The sequence below is a fragment of the Flagellimonas baculiformis genome (assembly GCF_033441575.1).
Taxonomy (GTDB): Bacteria; Bacteroidota; Bacteroidia; order Flavobacteriales; family Flavobacteriaceae; genus Flagellimonas; species Flagellimonas baculiformis.
This window is the reverse complement of the sequence record NZ_JAUZVW010000011.1, coordinates 1-20445: the sequence shown is the minus strand read 5'-3', so window position 1 is coordinate 20445 and position 20445 is coordinate 1. Positions and strand designations below refer to the sequence as shown.

15 protein-coding genes are annotated in these 20445 nt (G+C 45.1%); 7 read left to right on the top strand and 8 right to left on the bottom strand.

Annotated elements, in window-relative coordinates:
- Positions 1 to 262: 262 nt before the first annotated feature.
- From SD450_RS14790 to SD450_RS14775, 4 genes are all read right to left on the bottom strand, one after another.
- A complete protein-coding gene (locus SD450_RS14790; protein WP_318345235.1) occupies positions 263 to 1693 on the bottom strand; it encodes an SLC13 family permease in 1431 nt (476 codons plus the stop codon).
- 43 nt (positions 1694 to 1736) lie between these two features.
- Complete coding sequence (lysS, locus tag SD450_RS14785; protein WP_318345234.1) at positions 1737 to 3425, bottom strand: lysine--tRNA ligase; 1689 nt, start codon at positions 3423 to 3425, stop codon at positions 1737 to 1739.
- 65 nt (positions 3426 to 3490) lie between these two features.
- The gene (locus tag SD450_RS14780) at positions 3491 to 4033 is read right to left on the bottom strand and encodes a thioredoxin family protein (RefSeq protein WP_318345233.1); all 543 of its coding nucleotides are present in this window, start codon (positions 4031 to 4033) and stop codon (positions 3491 to 3493) included.
- Between the two features lie 99 nt (positions 4034 to 4132).
- Positions 4133 to 5179, bottom strand: a complete 1047-nt coding sequence (locus SD450_RS14775; RefSeq protein WP_318345232.1) for a response regulator transcription factor — start codon at positions 5177 to 5179, stop codon at positions 4133 to 4135.
- Between the two features lie 94 nt (positions 5180 to 5273).
- Between SD450_RS14775 and SD450_RS14770 the strand changes: the two genes are divergently transcribed.
- The 4 genes from SD450_RS14770 (at position 5274) to SD450_RS14755 (ending at position 8059) form a co-directional block, all read left to right on the top strand.
- Positions 5274 to 5429: a YqaE/Pmp3 family membrane protein gene (locus SD450_RS14770; RefSeq protein ID WP_072883040.1), complete on the top strand. Its 156-nt coding sequence runs from the start codon at positions 5274 to 5276 to the stop codon at positions 5427 to 5429.
- 10 nt (positions 5430 to 5439) lie between these two features.
- Positions 5440 to 6177, top strand: coding sequence for a hypothetical protein (locus SD450_RS14765; RefSeq protein WP_318345231.1), 738 nt, complete (start codon positions 5440 to 5442; stop codon positions 6175 to 6177).
- Positions 6178 to 6209: 32 nt separating this feature from the next.
- Complete coding sequence (gene lipB, locus SD450_RS14760; protein WP_318345230.1) at positions 6210 to 6929, top strand: lipoyl(octanoyl) transferase LipB; 720 nt, start codon at positions 6210 to 6212, stop codon at positions 6927 to 6929.
- A 113-nt stretch (positions 6930 to 7042) separates the two neighbouring features.
- Positions 7043 to 8059, top strand: coding sequence for a hypothetical protein (locus SD450_RS14755; protein WP_318345229.1), 1017 nt, complete (start codon positions 7043 to 7045; stop codon positions 8057 to 8059).
- A 162-nt stretch (positions 8060 to 8221) separates the two neighbouring features.
- On the opposite strand, the gene SD450_RS14750 is transcribed toward SD450_RS14755, so the two are convergent.
- The 4 genes from SD450_RS14750 to SD450_RS14735 all read right to left on the bottom strand — a co-directional run bounded on the left by SD450_RS14750 (position 8222) and on the right by SD450_RS14735 (position 13431).
- Positions 8222 to 8914 carry a TapB family protein gene (locus SD450_RS14750; RefSeq protein WP_318345228.1) on the bottom strand — a complete coding sequence of 231 codons (693 nt, stop codon included), beginning with the start codon at positions 8912 to 8914 and terminating at the stop codon, positions 8222 to 8224.
- A 15-nt stretch (positions 8915 to 8929) separates the two neighbouring features.
- The gene (locus tag SD450_RS14745) at positions 8930 to 10237 is read right to left on the bottom strand and encodes an OmpA family protein (protein WP_318345227.1); all 1308 of its coding nucleotides are present in this window, start codon (positions 10235 to 10237) and stop codon (positions 8930 to 8932) included.
- Between the two features lie 117 nt (positions 10238 to 10354).
- Positions 10355 to 12805, bottom strand: coding sequence for a ribonuclease HII (locus tag SD450_RS14740; protein ID WP_318345226.1), 2451 nt, complete (start codon positions 12803 to 12805; stop codon positions 10355 to 10357).
- Between the two features lie 29 nt (positions 12806 to 12834).
- Complete coding sequence (locus tag SD450_RS14735) at positions 12835 to 13431, bottom strand: ribonuclease HII (protein ID WP_318345225.1); 597 nt, start codon at positions 13429 to 13431, stop codon at positions 12835 to 12837.
- Positions 13432 to 13663: 232 nt separating this feature from the next.
- On the opposite strand from SD450_RS14735, the gene SD450_RS14730 reads away from it, so the two are divergent.
- The 3 genes from SD450_RS14730 to SD450_RS14720 all read left to right on the top strand — a co-directional run bounded on the left by SD450_RS14730 (position 13664) and on the right by SD450_RS14720 (position 20176).
- The gene (locus SD450_RS14730; RefSeq protein ID WP_318345224.1) at positions 13664 to 16474 is read left to right on the top strand and encodes a TonB-dependent receptor domain-containing protein; all 2811 of its coding nucleotides are present in this window, start codon (positions 13664 to 13666) and stop codon (positions 16472 to 16474) included.
- Between the two features lie 12 nt (positions 16475 to 16486).
- Positions 16487 to 17908 carry a hypothetical protein gene (locus SD450_RS14725; protein WP_318345223.1) on the top strand — a complete coding sequence of 474 codons (1422 nt, stop codon included), beginning with the start codon at positions 16487 to 16489 and terminating at the stop codon, positions 17906 to 17908.
- 219 nt (positions 17909 to 18127) lie between these two features.
- A complete protein-coding gene (locus tag SD450_RS14720; protein WP_318345222.1) occupies positions 18128 to 20176 on the top strand; it encodes a putative porin in 2049 nt (682 codons plus the stop codon).
- The last annotated feature ends 269 nt before the right edge of the window (positions 20177 to 20445 follow it).

Sequence of the window (20445 nt, the reverse complement as noted above, 5' to 3'; positions counted from 1 at the left end):
TACATCCTTGGGGAATATCTTTTTCAATATATGCCAATGTGGGGCAAAATATATTTCGAATCTGATTTTTCCGGCCTTCGTTAACAAAAGGCTAATTATAATAATCTTTACAATTTGGGGTCATACCTTTGTACCATCAGAAAGCTGGTTCCATAGCCAGTGTTGATAAGAGTGAGTAACATAAGGTTGAGTTAGTTTCTTACATTTTTTTGAGTTAGTTAGTTTGTGAATGGCCCCTCTGGACAGAGGGGCCATTTATTTTTTAGAAAAGTATGGGAATGACGAACTGGAACGTCAAGACCAATAGGCCCACGGCAATCAGGTTGAGAATGACCCCGACCCTGGCCATTTGAGGGATTTTCACATACCCACTGGCGAACACGATGGCGTTTGGGGGTGTGGCCATGGGAAGCATGAAGGCACAGCTACTGGCAATGGTGACGGGAATAAGCAGATACAGGATGGGCACATCCAAACCTATGGCAATACCAGCCACAACGGGTGCCAAGACGGCCACTAGGGCCACATTGCTCATCAGTTCCGTCATAAAGAGCATCAACAGGATCAGCAAGGTGGCCGTGAACAGGATAGTGATTTCGCTTTGCGCAATGGCATTGGCCACCATATCCACGATTCCACTGGTGGACATTCCCTCAGCAAGCGCAAGCCCGCCGCCGAACAATATCAAAATGCCCCAGGCCAGTTTGGAGGTATCCTTCCATTCGATGATGAAATCTCCCTTTTTGATGTTGTAGGGTATAGCGAAGAGCGTAATTGCCGCAAAAATGCTGATCATGGTATCGGTAAGGCCCAGTTGTGGGAAAATATTGTTGATCAAGGTCCTAAAGATCCAAAGGAACACGGTAATGCCAAATATGATCAGGACCATCTTTTCCTTTCCTGAAGTAGGTCCCAGTTTCTCAAGCTCGGTATGGATCACTTCTTTGGATGCATTGAACTTGAGCCCACGACTGGGGAACATCCATTTCACCAGGACCAGATAGGATATGCCGATCATGATGATGGAAAATGGCAGGCCGATGGTCATCCACTTCAAAAAGGAGATCTCAATATTGTACTCGTTTTCCAAAAGGCCGATCAAGACGGAGTTTGGAGGTGTTCCTATCACGGTCGCAATCCCTCCTGCGTTGGCCGAAAAGGCGATACCGAGCATCACGCTCAGGGCAAAGTTCTCATCGTTCTTGGTGAAACCGTCCGCATCATTGATCAGGAGGTTGATCACGGACAGTGCTATGGGCAGCATCACCACGGTACTGGCGGTATTGCTGATCCACATGCTCAAGGTCGCCGTGGCGATCATGAACCCCAAAATGACCTTGTTGGGCGTGGTCCCCGTCAGTCGGATGATGTTCAGGGCGATTCGTTTATGCAGATTGACCTTTTCCAAGGCCAGGGCCATCACAAATCCACCAAAGAAGAGGAACACGATGGGACTGCCATAATTGGCGCCTACCTCCGCAATGGGCAAGATTTTCAGGATGGGCAGCAAAAGCAGGGGCAAAAGGGCCGTCACTGATATGGAAACCGCTTCGGTGATCCACCAGATCAACATCCAGATGGCGACCGAAATCACGGGATCCCCTTTTTCCGAAACCAGTTCGAAGGGTAAATTGTTCAATATCAAGAAAGCGACGGGCCCCAGAACGAGCCCTATTTTTTTGCTTAGTTCCATATGGGATCCTAAGCTATGCTTTTTTGGGAAAACTTAAAAATGGTTATTTGGCTTTGGCAAAAAGCCCATCATCCGTTTTGGAGACTTCAAAAATGCCAAGTTTGGCCAAGTTTTTCGTGCTCTTGTCCCATTTTTTGCCGCTCAAACCACTTTTGTCCTTCAGTTCGCCCAATGGCATTTGGCCAACAGGTTTCAATAGGTCCATGATGATTTTTTCCTCTTCGGAAAGTTCCACCTTTTTCTTTTCAGGACGCATTTGAGGGAAGAACAGCACTTCTTGGATGGAGGAATTGTTGGTCATCAACATCACCAAACGGTCTATCCCGATGCCAATGCCGGAGGTTGGGGGCATGCCATATTCCAAGGCACGAAGGAAATCTTGATCGATGAACATGGCCTCATCGTCCCCTTTTTCGGAGAGTTTAAGCTGGTCCTCAAAACGTTCCCGCTGGTCAATGGGGTCGTTCAGCTCGGAATAGGCATTGGCCAGTTCCTTACCGTTCACCATTAGCTCAAAACGTTCCGTGAGCTTTGGATTGTTGCGGTGCTCTTTCGTCAATGGGCTCATTTCCTTCGGATAGTCGATGATGAAGGTAGGTTGAATGTAATGGTGCTCACATTTTTCGCCAAAGATCTCATCGATCAATTTGCCCACGCCCATGGTATCGTCCACCTCAATGCCCAATGTTTTGGCCGTATTGCGAAGTTCATCCTCATCCATGCCGGCTACATCGTGGCCCGTGTGTATTTTGATGGCCTCCAGGATCGGGACCCTTGGATACGGAGCCTTGAACTCGATATCGTGTGCGCCCACCTTGACCTTGCTGCTTCCAGTGGCATCTACGGCCACTTTTTCCAACAGTTTTTCAGTGGTGTCCATCATCCAGTTGTAATCCTTGTAGGCCACGTAGAGTTCCATAACGGTAAACTCGGGGTTGTGGGTGCGATCCATGCCTTCGTTGCGGAAATCCTTGGCAAACTCATATACACCGTCAAAACCACCCACGATCAATCGTTTCAGATACAGTTCGTTGGCAATACGGAGGTACAAAGGAATGTTCAGCGCATTGTGATGCGTCAAAAATGGACGTGCCGCGGCTCCACCGGGAATGGGTTGCAAAATGGGGGTCTCCACCTCCAAATAACCCTTTGCGTTGTAAAACTCACGGATGCTGTTGGTGATCTTGGTCCTTTTGATGAAGGTGTCCTTCACCTGGGGGTTCACCACAAGGTCCACATACCGTTGGCGGTATCGAAGTTCAGGGTCGTTGAAGGCATCATGCACGGTCCCGTCCTCATCTACCTTTGGTAGGGGAAGGGGGCGCAACGATTTGCTGAGCAGGGTGAAGTTTTTCACCATCACCGTTTGTTCGCCAACTTGGGTGGTGAACAGTTCGCCTTCCACACCGATGATGTCACCGATGTCCAATAATTTTTTATAGACCTCATTGTACAGATCTTTGTCGTCACCAGGGCAGATCTCGTCCCGGTTAAAATAGACCTGAATGCGCCCCTCACTGTCCTGAAGCTCGGCAAAGGATGCCTTGCCCTGGATTCTGCGGGACATCAACCTACCGGAAATCACCACCTTTTTCCCTTCCTTAAAATCATTCTTGATGCCCTTGGTCGTGGCATCCACAGGATACAATGCTGCTGGATAGGGGTCGATGCCCATTTCCCTGAGTTTGGTCAATTTTTCCCTTCGAACGATCTCTTGTTCCGATAGTTGCATAGTCTGTAAAAAAATTAAAGCGCAAAATTACACTTTTGCGCTTTAATTCACTCCCTTGACCGGGTTTAATATGCATAATTGGGGGTGTATGACTTTTTTAGGAGGATCTGGGCCATGTCCTCCTCCAAGCTTTCCAACGGACTTTCCACGATACGGTTGACCTCTTTTCCATTTTTGAAAAAGATGATGGTGGGCACTTTGATGATGTTCAACCCCTTTTCCTCCCCAGTTGGACTGGTTTTATAGAACTCTTTTCGGTAATCCAAAGCAATGATTTCCAATTGTTCCATTGGAAATTCAGCCGTTTCCAAGATTTTGATGAACTTTGGGCTTTGCCGTTTGCTGTCCCCGCACCAGGTACCCAAAAAGAGTTTGATGTCGTATTTGGTCAATTTCTTTTTGAATAGGTTCAGCATGGTCTCGTCCACACTATAGTCGTTATGGCCCTTATGGAACCAATTGTTATACGGCTCGGATTGCAGGCCGTCCAGATTGATTTTTCCGACCAATAATTTTTGGCCGTTTTCCAGTTCAATTTCTTGGTTGAATTCTTGTGCCGAAACAATGGCAATGCATAGCATAAGTAGTGTTGTTAAAATGTGTTTCATGATTTTCCAGATGTATGATTATGCCGGAAAATTCCATAAAAACGAGGCTTGGAAGCGGTTTGTGAAGGTGGAAATGGGTTCTAGACCGGGGGTTGAAATTTACTTTTTGAAGAGGGAGACAATCTCTTCGCGGGACGAAATGTCCAGCTTTTTGTAGAGGTTGTTGATGTGTGTCTTCACCGTGCTCAGGCTCACGAAAAGTTCGGTGGCGATCTCCTTGTTGCTCTTGTCCATCAGGATGAGCTGCACGATCTTCTGTTCCTGTGGGGTGAGTCTTTGGAAAAGGGAATTGCCCTTGGTCTTGGCCGTTTTTTTTCGGTTCAGGAAAAAATAGACATTGCCCAGAAGGGAGAGCAAGAGAAGGATGAGAACGGGCCATTTCCATTGCAGGGATTTGGGCTTGTTGAAGTTCGCCAGTTCTTGGTCCGTACTGATTTCCGCAAGATATTCCTGGGTGAAACTGGAATTGGGATAGGCGGATTGCAATCTTTTGGAAAGGCGGTCGTAATAATCCGTACTGCCCAAGTTTTGAAGATAGAAACCATAGGTTTCATTCCTTTTGTCCGATAAAAAATCATAGATAAAGAGCTCTGCCAGCGGTTCTTGGGACGTTTTTCCAAAGTTCTGGAGGACATCGAACCATTTTTCGAGGTTCAGTTTTTTGTTGGCCTCGCTGTGATACTCCATAAAGTCATAGGCCATTTGTTCCTTCAACAGTTGCACCTCCAGCAGCAGGGAAGAGTTCGGGTTGGTGGACGCAATGGTACAGAGCGCCTGGTTCTCAAAAGAAGTGGGAAATTGTACCGTGTCCTTGTTGTTGGCAATGAAAAGAACGCTCTTGCTGTTGTTGCACTGTCCCAAAAAATGCTGGGCACCTTCTTCGGAACAGCCATCCACATGGATGCGATAGATGCGGTTGTCCGTTTTCAAGTTGTTCCCCTCAAACTGAAAATGGCCCAGGGAATCCACAATGCTCTTCTTCACGATCTGGTCCAGATACACGCGGGACGATTTGCGGTAATCCTCCACCACGGACAAATAGATGGGACTGCCCACATTTTCCTTGGAAACCTCCCCAGAAAAATGGTATTGGGCCATCAGGGCAGAGGTGTTCAAAAAAAGCAGGGCTAGGACAAAAAAACGCATGTTTCGTTCAAAAATGTTCCTAAAAGTAATGGTTTTATGTAACAAAAGCCCCAAAATGCCTACTTATAGGTATCATCAATCAAAATCAAAAATCATGAGTTTCTGGCGTGTTTTGCTGGCCATATTTTTTCCGCCCCTTTCGGTGATCGGGAAAGGTTGTGGGTCTTTCCTTATTGTATTACTTTTGACGCTTTGCGGATGGGTTCCCGGTGTGATCGGGGCATTGGTCATCCTCAACAAAGCGAACTAAAGAAACCAACATGAAAAAAATCCAAATCTTGATAGGTGCCATCATCCTTGGCCTGGGCATTTCCTGTAATTTCACTGAAGAGATCCATCTGAAGGAAGATGGTTCGGGCAAACTGTCCATCAATTTTGATGGGTCGGAACTGATGCAAATGGCAGGGGAGGAAATGGCCAAGACCAACGAGAAGGCCGTGGATTCCATTATTTCCTTTAAGGAATTGTTGGAAGAGCGCAAGGACAGCATTGCCCAATTATCTCCCAAGGAGCAGGCCATAGCGAAAAGCTTGGAACCCTTCGACCTTCGAATGGTGATGAACCCGGAAGAAAAGGTGATGACCTTTGATCTGTATGGGGATTTTTCTGATATCAGTGAAATGAACAATGCTTTCAATACCTTTCAGGAGGCCAGCTTGATGGGATCCAACAAGGCCCAACAGCCGTCTCCCGTTCCTGCATCGGAACAATCCACTGAAGTGGACTACACTTTTACCAAGAACAAATTTACCCGATCGGCCCGAATTGTGAACATGGAGCTTTTCCAGCAGAGCATGGACAGCTTGCAGGGCGCGGAGATGTTTCTTTCGGGATCAACCTATACGCTCAAATACCATTTCCCCAAAAGGGTAAAATCCACCACTTTGGAGGAGGCCACCTTCAGTGCCGATGGGAAGACCTTGATCTATGAGGTGAGTTTCCTGGAGCTGATGAAGAACCCTTCCTTGCTAGATCTTGAGGTGGAGTTGGAGGACTAGTTTTCCTCCACAGGGCTTCGTATCTTTGTGGGATGAACAAGAAAGTTGCCCTACAGGACCTCGGCCATAAGGAGTATAAGGAAACTTGGGACTACCAAGAGGCCCTCTTCAAGGCCATTGTGGACACCAAGATCCGAAACCGACGGGAGGCTGCCGGACTGGAGACCCCGAACCATTTTCTGTTCGTGGAGCATCCGCATGTCTATACCTTGGGTAAGAGCGGGGACATGAGCAATTTGCTGGTGGACGAAAAGGCCCTGGAGGCCAAGGGTGCCACGTTTTACAAGATCAACAGGGGAGGGGACATTACCTACCACGGCCCCGGGCAGATTGTGGGCTACCCCATTCTGGACCTTGACAATTTTTTTACGGATATCCATAAATATTTACGGTTTTTGGAAGAAATGGTGATCCTGACCCTAGCGGAATATGGACTGAAGGCCGAACGTTCCGAAGGGGAGACCGGGGTGTGGCTGGATGTGGGCACTCCCTTTGCCCGAAAGATCTGCGCCATGGGCGTGCGCGCGAGCCGCTGGGTGACCATGCACGGTTTTGCCCTCAATGTGAACGCCGACCTGGGCTATTTTGACCTGATGATCCCCTGTGGCATCAGGGACAAGGCAGTGACCTCGCTGAATGTGGAGTTGGGCCAGAAAGAGGTGGATGTGGAGGAAGTGAAAGCCAAGCTGCTAAAGCACTTTGCCACTCTTTTTGAAGCGGAACTGGTTAGGGAAACGGCTACTGGGGTTTAGGCATTCCGGATTGTTTACTATCTTTCTCCTTGTAAACTTGCTATGATAAGTAGCAGCCTCACGTTTATAGATCCAAGTAATATTGAATATATTGACAAAGACCGAATTTGCTTATGAACTATAAGTTGCTCTTACTTTTCATTTCTATACCTGCATTGACTTGTGCCCAAGAATTTTCGGATAAAGAAGTGCTTGAAAGTCAATTGCCAATCCTATACAATGTGAATCTTGGGTTGTTTTCGCTGGACAAATATTCAAAGGATTATGAAATCGATACCGTGGCACAGGTTGTATATTATGACGGGCCAATTCAAGAGAATCTTGTATTGGATGTAGACGATTTGGAATATGACGTGAGTATCGCTGAATTGTCCTACCCGGGGATGGGCATAGGAAACAGGGTGCAGCAATTTATAGAATTGAAAATCACATCTGGAAAAGATGTGAAACTACCAAAAAGCCAATTGAAAATTGTTGAACATCAACTTACGGATTCCAATAATAAAGAGATTGTTTTAAGAGATTCCTTGGGCTATCCCCAAGGAGGCGGGGCCAATGTGAGCTGTCAGGTTTTTTACTTGAAGAACTTAGGATTTGGGGCTATAAAAGGACACGTTGACTTACAGTTCAGATTGTTGACGGGTTATGAAAATCACAAAATAAGCCTAGGGCAAGATTCATCAATCAAGATAGGGAGCAAAATGATTAAGATTCTGGAATATGGCAAAAACTATGTTTTGTTAAAGGGAGATAAAAATGTATTGAAAAATTTAGCATACAGTAACCTAACAGATGACAATTTTCCCGTTGTCGGCAAGGAAGGTGGGGTAGGAATTGGCGCAGCCCCGGGTGATGTAAACAGTTACCCCGAAGGTGCAACTATGTCCATATCGTCACCTTCCAGTAAAACGACTTTGCCAACACCGTTTTTTGAACCTAGAATCAAGAACATGTCTTTCAAAGAATATAAAGTATTCTTTAATGAGAACATGGAGGCTTTTCGGAGTGAAGAACATATGTGTTTGATAAAATTCAATACCGAAATCATAAATCTATTTCTGCATTTGCCCAAGTATGGGATAAAGCCTTCAAAAAAAATCCATATAGATGCCAAAATCAGTAAAAGATGATCATAGTTCTCAGAGTGCATTTTAATTTTTTTCTCGCTAACTTCACTTATAGGTCGATATAATTAAAAATGAATCATATCTTAGAACAATAAGTACAACACCATAAAACAGACAAAAAACCGAGGTGCAAGCCTCGGTTTTTTGTTTCAATACTACCGGATGTTATCTGCTGAGCTGCGTCAGTACAGTACTGCCCATCAGTTTGCCGCTTTTGTTGTAGGATTCCTGTTTTACCATACCCACCCCCTCGGCCAACCAAATGCGCGACGGCATGGTCTGGTTGCCCATCATCATTTTGGTACGGGTCTCACTATAGATCACGTAGCAGTCAAAAGTGCCCGCCGGAGTGGTGAGGTTCTCCTTTTTCTCCACCTTTCGATTGATGGTCTCCACGTTCATGTTCATGTTCACGGCACCGCCCATTTTCATTTTGAGGTTCACATTGCTGTCGGGTAGTGCCTGGCCCACGGAAAGGTCATTGGGTAGCTCCACGTCGGTTCCGCTGATGTCCATTTCTACATCCCCGAACTGGCTCATCATCTGTTCGTTCATCAAAGATTTGAAGTCGATGCGCACCACGTTTCCATCACAGCTGATGCCGTAATCGGAGGTATAGGTGTTCCCCTTATCGTCTGAAAACTCGAGCACCATGGTGGCGGAAACGGTATCGCCAGATTCGGTCACATTGGTGACCTTGTAATCCATCTGTCCATCTTCCTTTCCTTTTTTATCGTAGTTGGTGTACTGTAGGGAGGTCCCTTCCACCAAAGGGTAATATTGGCTGCAACTGGATTGCGCCATGGTTGTCCCGACCGTAAAACATACGGCGGCGAGCAAGAGAAAATAGTGTTTCATGTTTTGGTTGTTTATTTAGATTTTGATGAATTCGACCCTTCGGTTCTGGGCCTTTCCTGCAGGGGTGCTGTTGTCCCCGACCGGGGCGCTCTCCCCTTTTCCTTCGGAGGTCAGGCGGTCAGCAGGAATACCATACACGGATACCAGTGCATTTTTAACGGCTTCGGCCCGCTCTTTGGAAAGTTTCAGGTTGTTCTCATCGGAACCATCGGAATCCGTGTGCCCCACAATGTTGAGCTTCATTGTGGTCTCTTGTTTCAGGACCTGGGATATCTGTAGGATGATGCCCATGGACTGGGGCTGGATGTTGGCCGAGCCTACGTCAAAAAGAATACCATTGGTAGAAACTTTTCCTTCGGAAATGAGCTTTCTTCGGAGGTCCACCCCGCCTTCGGCCACTTTCAGGTTGCTGATAAAGATCTGTTCCTTGACATCCTTCAGTCCGTTCACATTGAACTTTAGGGTGGTGATCTTGTTCTCTGGGACCATTTTGGGGATGTCCACATATTTTTCCTCGTTCACCCACAGCCTGAACCTGGCCTTGTTCACCGCAATGGAGATGTGTGGCTGGTTGAGCACCGCTTTCCGGATATCGGCCTTTACATCGCTGTTGATCAATGATCCCTCACCACGGATATAGTTTCTCAAACCGATACTGAACAGGGCATACTGGCCCACGGGGATGAAAACCTCTACATGATGGTCCCCCTTTTCGAAGTTCTTGTCGTCGCTCAAGAACAGCTCAATGCCTGCCGTTGAGGAAGTTTGGCCGTCTATGCCGTTGGTCAGCAGGTCAAATTCAATGGTGTACTCCTCGGGTAGATCGGGCATGTTGGGGAGGTAATAGATGCCATATCCAGGGACGAGTTCCATCCACCTTTGTGGCGATTGGTTGATGGTGACCACCTCGCCGCTGCCGTTGGTGTTCCACTTGGAAGGAAAGTCACCAATAAAATCATCGGCGAAATCATCGAAGAACAAAAGTTTGTCCCCGGGCACATAATCAAACTTGCTGTAAACGGTAATGGATTTGGCCGTAGGCTGCCCAGACTTTCCTGTGCCGGAGTTGCTGGTGTTAGAGGGCGATCCGTTTCCCTGAGGAGTGGTATCCGGGGCCTCATTTCCGCCAGAGCCAGGTTCGAGGATGCTGTCCAGGGCCTGGTCTGTTTTTTTGGAAGTTTCATTTTCCACTCGGCGCTCAATGGTGCGTTCCGCGGCACTTTCGGCCTTTTTGGCCAATTTTTTAAGAAATTGCGCATTCATACTTGCCCCAACCATAAGTGCCAAAATCAAGCAATAGAGGGGTCTGTTGGAGGTTTTCATTCAATAGTGTTTTTTAGTTGAGTAAATAGTATTCCTCCACAAAGTACTGCCATGGAGTTTTTTATAAGCACAAAAGTGTGTGTGTTGCATGCAGAATTGTGTGGGTTGTTTCCGGGGTCAGTTCATTTTGTACACGATCAAGGAATTGTCCTGGTCCTTGGCCACCAATTCCAGTTTTTTGTCATTGTCCATATCCGTGAGGTCCATGAGCGAGCTTCCATATACGGGAAAACCGGAAATGGGTTCCGCCTGGCTGTCATAGAGATGGATTTTTTGGTTCTGGATGTCGGTTACGCCCACATAGATCTTGTCGTAGATGTAGAATATTTTGGGCTTGGTATATACGCCCAGGTCCAGTTCCACTTTCTTGCCCCTGATGCTGAGGATATTGTCGTCCATGAATACCAGGGTGTTGCTGGTGGCATACATGCCATGGTCCTTGTTCATGTTGAAATTGGTCGCCGTCAATTGTCCTTTGGTGTCTATCTGATGCAGTACCCCATCGGTATTGGTCACCGAAAATTTGTTCTTATAGAGGAATACCTCGTTGGTGGAAAAATCGATTTTTTCGGCCACTTTGATGCGTTCGCCTCCTGCACGGTGCAATATCTTTAAGGTATTGTCCTCCAGTTTGAAGACCAGATAATCCTTGTTCGCCACCCGAAAATGTTTTGGAGCGCCCAAAATGTTGCTGGGGGCTTCCGTAAAGGTGAAGCCACTCACGATCTTCGCTTGGTTATTGTACATGAACACCTTTTTCCCTTGGGTGATCACAAACCGGTAATCCTTTCGGCCATCATAGTCAAAAATGGCCAACGGATTCAGGTTGCCTCCTTCAAAATCGATCTTGAAAGGCGGTACATCTTCTCCGTTGCGGTCCACGATCATAAATTGATCATTGGTGCAAAACGCCAATTGCAACCTTCCATTTTTGTAAATGTCCACTTGTTGGATGGGGCCTTGGACCCGGCTATCCAGCTTTTTGGTCCAGAGCACTTTGCCCTCTGTGGAGATCAGGTAGAGCACATTGTTTTTGTCCTGCACCACGATTTCCTGTTTGTTGGTCCTATGGTTCTTCACAAACTGCGGATCTAGGGCCAGGTCGGTGTCCAGTTCAAGGGTGAAAAGGGGTGAGACCGTATTGCTTTCCTGTACCGTGCCTATTTTGGAGGCCAGTATATTGAAATGGGCAAAATCGGTATCCGCTACAAGTTGGGAAGCAATGGCATATTCATCGAGCTCCGTTTTTTTGATGGATTCGGCCACTTCAGGTGCCAGATCCTGTTCGGCAAAAAAGTCGATGCCCGAATCGCCCGATATGAATAGGATACTGGACTCGTTGGCCAGCGGTGCCTTCGCTGTTTTGTAGAGAGTGGAATTGGTAAAGGAAGCCCCACTTTTGTAATTGCTGATCACCGTCTGCAAAGGCTCTATTTCCTCTGCAAAAATGAAACTGTTTTCCAGAATGGTGCAGAAGTTGGATTCAAAGTCCTTGACCAAAGGCGCAAATGCCCCTGTCAGGAAATTTTTGTCCTGTACCCCCAAGACCTCGCTTCCCTGATAGGAGTCGGAAGAAGTCTTGCCGCTGTCAAGAAAATCATAGAGGCTTTCGGTGCCAAAGGAATTCAGCAATACCACTTTTTGGTTGTTCAGATAGACGATGCCCACTTCCTCTATGGTGTTGAAAAGAGAATCCACCACTTTGGTCCTGTCCAAATAGGTATTCTGGTTTTTGGCGAAGACCTGGTAATCGTCAAAAGTGTAAGAGATCAACGCCTGGGTGTTCATAGGGGCATACTGGGGCGTTTTGTTGGCCAAGGGCGATGTCCCTTTGAACAGGTTGATGAAGTTTTTGGTGGAATCCGGTGCCATGGCAATGCCATTGAGGCTCACCTTATCGGAATTTGCGCTGAAATCCAAGGATACCCATTCGGACAATGGTTTTTTGGCTTTGTCGTCCTTGAATGAAAGAAGAGAGGGGTTTTCATCCAGGTTCAGGAAAAAGGTGGCCGATTTGTTGGGCGATGTGGTCTCGTAGAGCTTTCTCAAAGTTGGGTTGATGGGGCCGGTATCTTTCGTCCGTATCATGTTTTCCATGAGCAGCAGGGAAGAGGCCATCCGTATTTGCTGTCCTTCGACCACGCTATAGATCTCATTTGCGCCCAGGGTATATTTGGTAATGGAGGTGTTCTGGTAGGTCAAGGTTTCCACGGTCTTGTCCGTCACTTTTTCCAGATTGAAAATATCGGGATTGTTCGGGGCGACCATAACAAAGTCATAGTTGTCCTTGCCTACCTCGTACAATGCTAAAAGACAGGTCGCCTTGGTGGACATATATCCTAGCTGTTCCAGTTTTGTCCAAAGTCCTTCATAAATGGAAAGCCCCTTGATCTTGGTCAAAAAAGAGTTGTTCTTCAACTCGCTCTTAAAATTGGATAGGTTTTGGATCTTGATGACCAATGTGGGGTCGGGGGGGAGGTACTCCAATAGTGAATCCTTGGTCTTGACCTCTTTGTTGCAAGAAAGGGTCAAAACGGTGAGCAAGCAGAACCATATCTTAAATCTCATCGCCGAAGTTTCAAACAAAGTTAGGATTTTTAAATATCCAGTGTCAATTGTTCGGGGAGTTGTCTGAAGCTTTTTCGATGATAGGGGCTTAGTCCGTATTGTTTTATGGCTTCCCGGTGTTCCTTGGTGGGGTAGCCTTTGTTCTTTTTCCAATTGTACATGGGAAATTCCTCATGGATTTTGGCCATGTATTCATCCCTATGGGTTTTGGCCAGTATGGATGCCGCGGCAATGCTCATGTATTTCCCATCGCCCTTCACGATACATTCATGGCCAATGTTGGGGTAGGGGTTGAAGCGGTTTCCGTCCACCAATATAAAGGAAGGGGTTTTTGTCATGGCATCCAATGCCCGGTGCATGGCCAAAAAGGAGGCGTTCAAGATGTTGATCTCATCGATCTCATCCTGAAATACATGGCATACGGAAAAAGAGACAGCCTGCTGTTCCAGGATTTCCCTGAGGACATCGCGTTTGGGTTGAGATAACTGCTTGGAATCGTTCAGGATATCATTTGAGAAGCCTTCGGGCAGAATGATGGCAGCTGCGGTCACAGGACCTGCCAAACAGCCCCTTCCGGCTTCATCCGTTCCTGCTTCAAGAATATTTTTGTAATAAGATTTTAACATATGTCTTAAATAATTAACATAAATTCATTAAGAAATAACAAGTTTGTAAATAATTTGTTAAAAATTTTATTATACTGTTGATAAACAGTGATGTGTGCTGGGTTAATATGTTAATTTTAAAAAAATAAATGGTAAAATTTCTTCTGTGATATAGCATTTAAACTTGTTAATTTTTTTGAATATTAACTTTTTATATTGATTTTTGGATCGACTAATTCAAAAAATGAAATAAATGAGAGCTAAGTTAGCATGGATGCTAACACCATTATTGGTGTTGTGCATATCTTTCTCTTACGGACAAGAGAAAACTATTTCAGGAAATGTGACTGACCAAGGTGGTTTGCCGCTTCCTGGTGTCTCCATTGTGGTAGTGGGAACTGCGCAGGGAACACAAACAGATTTTGATGGTAATTATTCTGTCACGGCCAGCACCGGTCAGGTGTTGCGGTTCAGCTACATTGGCCAGAAGACGGTGGAAAGAACGGTAGGGGCATCTACTACCATCAATGTGCAGATGGAAGAGGATGCACAGGCCTTGGAAGAAGTTATCGTAACAGGTCAGGGTTCCGGTATAGCTAGAAGAAAACTATCTACCACGGTAGACGTGCTCGATGCGGAGGAAATTGATAGGCTTCCGGCAAATCAAATTGACCAATTGCTGCAATCTACTACTCCTAGTGCACAGATACGATTGAGTTCTGGACAACCAGGTACGGCGTCCATTATTAGGACACGAGGGCCAATTTCGGCAGCTTCATCGTCTACTCCTGTAATTATTGTTGACGGAATCCGTGTAGATAACCTTAACTCCAATCCGAACCAAGGTATCGGCACGGGGGGTGCCAACATTTCAGCCATGGCGGATATACCTATGGAGTCCATTGAGAGAATCGAATACATTAAAGGTGGTGCCGCGACAACTTTGTATGGTGCGGATGCGGCCAACGGTGTCATTCAGATCATCACTAAAAAAGGTAAAGCTGGTAAATCAACCGTTTTCTTTGAGAGTAATTTGGGGGTTATTAAAGCCACTTCAGATTACCTAAGGTATGAAAGGACCAAAGAGGCCATCTTTGAGCCAGGACTTTCTCAAGAATATAGAATTGGTATTAGTGGAGGTTCTGAAAAATTCACTTATAACTTTGGAGGTAGCCTGTATGTGGACGACTCGTTCAATGACTTGAACAAACAAGTGAAGAGAAGCTTTACTTTTGGTTTGGGAGCTCAGGTAACCGATAAATTAAAGTACCAAGGTTCATTCTCCTATGTTGGCTTTGAATCCAACTTGGATTTTAATGCTAATACAAGTTTTTCTAGATTTTCAAATTTTGAAAACGGTGCTAGAGGTAATTTGGACGAGTTGACGGAGGAAGAATGGATTGTTGAGAGAGATAGGGCCCGATTGATAGGAAGTTTGGTTGATATACAAAGTGTGACCAATCGCTTGACTGCTTCCAATAAGTTTATATATGATTTTAACGATGCCCTCCAGGCCAATGCGACTGTGGGTATTGATTATAGGACAACAACCCAAGAACGGAATGACACCAATGCAATGTTGATTGCAATGGATGCAGTTGTTGAAGGTACTACTGATCAAGCGTCGTTTACTAGGATGATAAGGAATTCATTTACGGCAACTGCTGACATTAACTTGACTCACAAGGCCGATCTTGATAATTTTTCCTTTGTGACCATTGTAGGTGGTCAATTCTTTAGAACGGCTGATAGGCAAACCCGAGTTGACGGATCAGGAGGTGTTGATGGCACTAGGTCTATCAATCAATTCCCTACGGTTACGGCTGGAGACTATGTTTTGGAAAATGCCAACTACGGATTGTACTTCTTGGAAAATATAGGGTTGTACGATGTGGCCTTTGTGGAATTGGGAGGTAGATTGGATGCCAATACCGCAGCTGGATCGGATACAGAGGCGTTGTTCCTGCCTAAGGTTGGTGTGACATATAATGTGTCGGATCATGATTTTTACAGGCAGAGTGGAATTTATGATGTGTTATCGACGGTTAAATTGAGGGCCAACTATGGGGAGGCGACCAACTTTGCCCGCCCTTTTTCTCAAGACAGAACCTTTGCCTTGGAATCTTTCTTGGGACAACCAGCGTTTAGGTTCGATCAACCTGGAAACCCAGATTTGATTTCTGAGACAGTAAAGACCACTGAATTTGGTTTGGAATTAGGCTTTTTTACCAATAGACTAAACTTGAGCGGTACAAGATATAAAGCAATTACAGAAGACGCTTTGTTTACGCCAACGCAACCACCTTCCTCAGGGCTTTTGAACCAAATCCAAAACATTGGTGAGATTGAGAACTCTGGATGGGAATTTGCAATGGATGCATGGTTGGTCCAAACAGAAAAACACCAATTGAAGCTAAGTGTATCCTATAATACAAACGATAACTTGGTGAAAAGCTCCGGTGGTGCGGCGCCATTTGTTGTTGGTGGATTCACGGTTGCTGGCTCTTGGGTAGAAGAAGGACAAAGTCTGGGTTACTTACGAGGAACCAAAGCAGTTCTTCAAGAAGATGGCACATATGCTTTTGAGCCCAACAGTTTTCTAGGGAAAACTTTTGCTCCAAATTTCGGTTCGGTCAGTTTGAACTATTCATGGGGCAATTTCAATTTCTTTGCTTCTGGAGATTATCAGTTTGGAGGGAAAATTGTGGATTTGAGCTTCTTGTTGAGAGTATTGAACGGTGTTGATGGAGAAGGCATACCAGAGGAGTTGTATGGACAAACCTCGCCTTTCAATTACGTTAACTTTGTGACGTATGACAGTGATTTCTTCAAAGTAAGAAATTTGGGAGCATCGTACAGCTTTGGTGATATGTTGAAACCGTTCAGCAATGTTACCTTCGGTCTGTCTGTTACAAACCCATTTAACTGGACAGCTGGTAACTTTGACCCAGAAACAACAGGTTCTGGTATTGGGGCGCAGAATGGTTTTGCCAGTGGTGGTTTTGCTTATGGCACGGAATCTATGCCAAGAGTTTACATGAGCTCCCTTAAATTTCAATTTTAAATGTATAAGAACATGAAAAAAATAATGATAAAATTTGGTGCAATTTTACTTTTGGTAGGTTGTACCGGGGATTTTAAGGATGTGGTCAACTTCACTGATGTGGAAAACCCCAATCTTTCGGAATCTTCAGTTGTGGGGCAGCCAAACTCTGCGACAATATGGGCGACAGGTTTGGAAAGACAGTTGGCCAACGCATTCAACGAGACCCTTATTCTAGCCGAATTGGGTTCTGATAACTATGTGAATACACAGACCTTCTTCAACCAATTTTTGGATGACCTGGATATTAGGACTACTGATCCAGATATTCGTGACGCACAAAATCAGATTGCCAGAATTGCAAAAATGGCAATTTTCGGATTGGAAGAGGTAGGACCTAATGATCCTGAATATACTGCAGAATTGGAAGCTGAATTCAATTTTTATCTTGGATTGTCAAGATTATTGGCAGGAATGTATTTCTCCGCATTGCCACAGGAGACGCTTGGTGTGCCAATCAGCTCGGCAGAAAACTTGCAATCAGCAATAGAGTCGTTTAATGCGGCCATAGCTACATCAGCCAAGCCAGAGTATCATTTGGCTAGGGCCAGGGCTTATTACTATCTAGGAAATAAGACCGAAGCAGTAGCTTCGGCAAACGCCGCTTTGGCTTTGGATGATACATTTTCAAGAACTGTCAAGTTTGATCAAAAGAATGGTCCTACCAATACAATGGACGATGCTTTGTTTGGTCGAGGAACTTTTGATGATCTTCAACCATTGCCTACATTGGATTTCTTGGATCCAAAATATTCTAGAATAGATGATGAAGTTGATGCTCCTGTACACTACTTGAAGGCCGAAGAAGCCTACTTGATTTTGGCAGAGGCCAATCTTGCCGATGGAAATGTTCCTGCGGCACAGGCCAATTTGGAAGATTTGTTGGATTTAGTGGATACTAGAGAGGTAAGGAATATTGATGATGGGGCGGAAGGAAGAACCGAAAGAAATCCTGGAACAAGACCTGACAACGCTTCTGTAATTGTAAATGGTAGGTCCGGACTTGTTTTGGACAGGCAGGCAGGTAACGTGGATGTGCCTTCAGTTTCCGGAACCTCTTTGACTCCTGCTGACATAGCTGGTATGGCAAATAATGATGCTGCTTTGGTATTGCTTTATAGAACAAGACAGGAAATATTCATAGCGGAAGGCTTGAGGTTTGTGGATATGGGTGTTAAGCTCGTAATCAATGAAAACGAGATTTTCCAAAATGATAATGTTTCTGAAGGAGATCCCAGCACTGTTGCCGTGATACCATCCTTTATTGCCAGTGTTGTTGCCGATTTGGATGCTATTACATATGATGCTGACGCAGGTGTGGCTACCACTGCAATAGATTTGAATGAAGTTTTGGTATCAAACAAAAGCTCAGACCAAGTATTGCCCTTCCATTAAGAAAGGGATTTATGATATTGAAAAGGCCGGTTTTACCGGCCTTTTTTCGTCTTTAATCCTAGGGTTGTCATTGTGAAGTATCTTGATTAAAATGTAGTGGCACTGAAATTGATTTTAATTGACATGGGCCTATGGTGTCCATTTTATGAATATATTCGCTTTTGTCCTGTTTTTCTGTTCTGCAAAAAATATACCTTTGCCCAAGTCTAGGTCGGAAACATGAAGTATTGTCTTTTATTTTTTTTCTTTATAATAGTATTCAGTGCATCCGCACAGCAAGACTCCCTCCCGCCCCAAAAGGAGGTGGACTCCATCAAAGTGCTTCAAACGGACACATTGCAGGTGAAACGGCGGAGCTCCGCAAAAATGGATTCCATCCAGACCAAAAAATTAAAGCCTAAAGGAAATCCCCCCCAGGCCAAGCAAGTGGATTCGGTGACCATAAGGGATTACAAGATCATATCTTACCAGAGGGACACCACTTATTTGGATACCACGCTTACCATATATAAGGAATACAAGTACAATTACCTTAGAAAGGACGATTTCGAACTCATGCCCTTTGCCAATATGGGGCAACAGTACAACGAATTGGGAAAGGATTTCTCCTCCGTGTCCTACTATCCAAGGATGGGCGCAGAAGCAGAGCACTTGGGGTATTTTGAAAAGGAAGACATTCCCTATTATAATGTCCCTACGCCAATGACAGAGCTCATGTTCAAAACAACGATGGAGCAGGGCCAGTTTTTGGATGCATTGCTCACATTCAATCTTTCAAAAAAATTCAATGCTTCTGTGGCGTATACTGGTTTCCGGTCTTTGGGAAAATATAGGTATGAGCAGGCCCAGGACGGCAAGTTTAGGTTTACGTTCAATTATGAGACACAAAACGGCAGATATGGACTTAGGGGGCACATAGCGGCGCAGGAGCTCGAAGATGAGGAAAGTGGTGGCTTGTCGGACAGGAGTCAGTTCGAGGGAGATGATGATGATTTTCAGGATAGGGCAAAAATTGATCTGCTCTACACCAATGCCGAAAATCGCATCTTGGGTAAGCGCTATTTTTTTGATCATAAGTTGAAACTGGTCAACCATAAAAAGGATTCCACGGATACGGATCCCACCACTTTGGCCATAGGCCATGAATTTGCCTATGAGACCAAGCTGTATGATTTTAACCAGACCGCCCAGAACGATGCCTTTGGTGAAGACCCGTTTTTGGTTCCCATTGAGGACCGGGCAAGGCTGAAGACCATGTTCAATAAAGGAAGCGTGGAGTTTTCGAACAAGACCTTGGGGAAATTGTCCGGGAACATTGCCCTGTACAATTACAACTATTTTTTCAATAGCTTGCTGATTACCGAGGAGCAAACCATCCAAAACAAATTGGACGGACAGGAAATATCGGTCGGCGGAGCCTACTCCAATAGGATAGGACCTTTGTTTTTGAAAGGAAATGTCAACTATACCGTTTCAGGGGAGCTCACGGGCAATAACTTTGATGGGATGGTCCGTTACAGGATAAATGACAATTATGTTGTCACCGGTACTATAAATGCCTCCTCGCGCATGCCCAATTTCAACTATCTGCTGTACCAAAGTGATTATAGGAACTTCAATTGGCAGAACAATGACACTTTTGAAAATATAAGGGCAAAGACCATCAAATTCAGTTTCGAATCAAAGAATTACGGACTTTTGGAGGCACAGTACAGCACATTGGACAACTACACCTACTTCGCTTCAACGGCCACGCAGGAGCAAATAGACAATGCGCAGGAAACAGCATTTGTGAGGCCGTTTCAAGAATCCGGCACTGTAAACCACCTAAAGTTGAAATACGCCAAGGAAATCAAATGGCGCAAGTGGGCACTCATGAACACGGTCATGTACCAAAATGTTACACAGGACAACCAAGTATTGAACCTGCCCGAGTTGGTGACAAGGAACACATTATATTTTTCCAGTGATGTGTTCAAAAAGGCGATGTTCTTACAGACAGGGGTCACCTTCAAATATTTTACCGCCTACCATATGAATGCCTTCAACCCGCTGCTAGGGGAGTTTTACATACAGAACAATGAAGAGTTGGGAGGATATCCGTTATTGGATATCTTTATAAATGCCAAAGTGAGGCAAACAAGGATTTATTTGAAGGCGGAACACCTGAATTCCATCTTTTCCCAGCCCAATTATTATTCTGCACCCAACTATCCCTATCGTGATTTTGTGATCCGATTTGGGTTGGTCTGGAATTTCTTTTCATAAAAATTTTAGGGAGTTTGAAAATGTCAATGTTGAAAAACAAGCACTTACATTTTTATGAAATTTTATTTCAAAAAAATACGTGAAAACATTTTGCGGAGTCGGAATAACGTTCTTATATTTGCACCCGCTTAGCTGATAAGGCAGGGCGCTCCGGGAAGGGTCGAGAGGTGTTTACCGGGGGAAAAAGAGAAAAAGTTCATATACATATTGCAATAGACAGCGTAAGAAAAGAATAGAACCATTTTGATGTCAAGGACTGGGAATTGTTC

Excerpts from the sequence above, each read along its gene's own strand:
- SD450_RS14790 (WP_318345235.1), bottom strand. The coding sequence starts at position 1,693 with ATGGAACTAAGCAAAAAAATAGGGCTCGTTCTGGGGCCCGTCGCTTTC.
- lysS (WP_318345234.1), bottom strand. The coding sequence starts at position 3,425 with ATGCAACTATCGGAACAAGAGATCGTTCGAAGGGAAAAATTGACCAAA.
- SD450_RS14780 (WP_318345233.1), bottom strand. The coding sequence starts at position 4,033 with ATGAAACACATTTTAACAACACTACTTATGCTATGCATTGCCATTGTT.
- SD450_RS14775 (WP_318345232.1), bottom strand. The coding sequence starts at position 5,179 with ATGCGTTTTTTTGTCCTAGCCCTGCTTTTTTTGAACACCTCTGCCCTG.
- SD450_RS14770 (WP_072883040.1), top strand. The coding sequence starts at position 5,274 with ATGAGTTTCTGGCGTGTTTTGCTGGCCATATTTTTTCCGCCCCTTTCG.
- SD450_RS14765 (WP_318345231.1), top strand. The coding sequence starts at position 5,440 with ATGAAAAAAATCCAAATCTTGATAGGTGCCATCATCCTTGGCCTGGGC.
- lipB (WP_318345230.1), top strand. The coding sequence starts at position 6,210 with ATGAACAAGAAAGTTGCCCTACAGGACCTCGGCCATAAGGAGTATAAG.
- SD450_RS14755 (WP_318345229.1), top strand. The coding sequence starts at position 7,043 with ATGAACTATAAGTTGCTCTTACTTTTCATTTCTATACCTGCATTGACT.
- SD450_RS14750 (WP_318345228.1), bottom strand. The coding sequence starts at position 8,914 with ATGAAACACTATTTTCTCTTGCTCGCCGCCGTATGTTTTACGGTCGGG.
- SD450_RS14745 (WP_318345227.1), bottom strand. The coding sequence starts at position 10,237 with ATGAAAACCTCCAACAGACCCCTCTATTGCTTGATTTTGGCACTTATG.
- SD450_RS14740 (WP_318345226.1), bottom strand. The coding sequence starts at position 12,805 with ATGAGATTTAAGATATGGTTCTGCTTGCTCACCGTTTTGACCCTTTCT.
- SD450_RS14735 (WP_318345225.1), bottom strand. The coding sequence starts at position 13,431 with ATGTTAAAATCTTATTACAAAAATATTCTTGAAGCAGGAACGGATGAA.
- SD450_RS14730 (WP_318345224.1), top strand. The coding sequence starts at position 13,664 with ATGAGAGCTAAGTTAGCATGGATGCTAACACCATTATTGGTGTTGTGC.
- SD450_RS14725 (WP_318345223.1), top strand. The coding sequence starts at position 16,487 with ATGAAAAAAATAATGATAAAATTTGGTGCAATTTTACTTTTGGTAGGT.
- SD450_RS14720 (WP_318345222.1), top strand. The coding sequence starts at position 18,128 with ATGAAGTATTGTCTTTTATTTTTTTTCTTTATAATAGTATTCAGTGCA.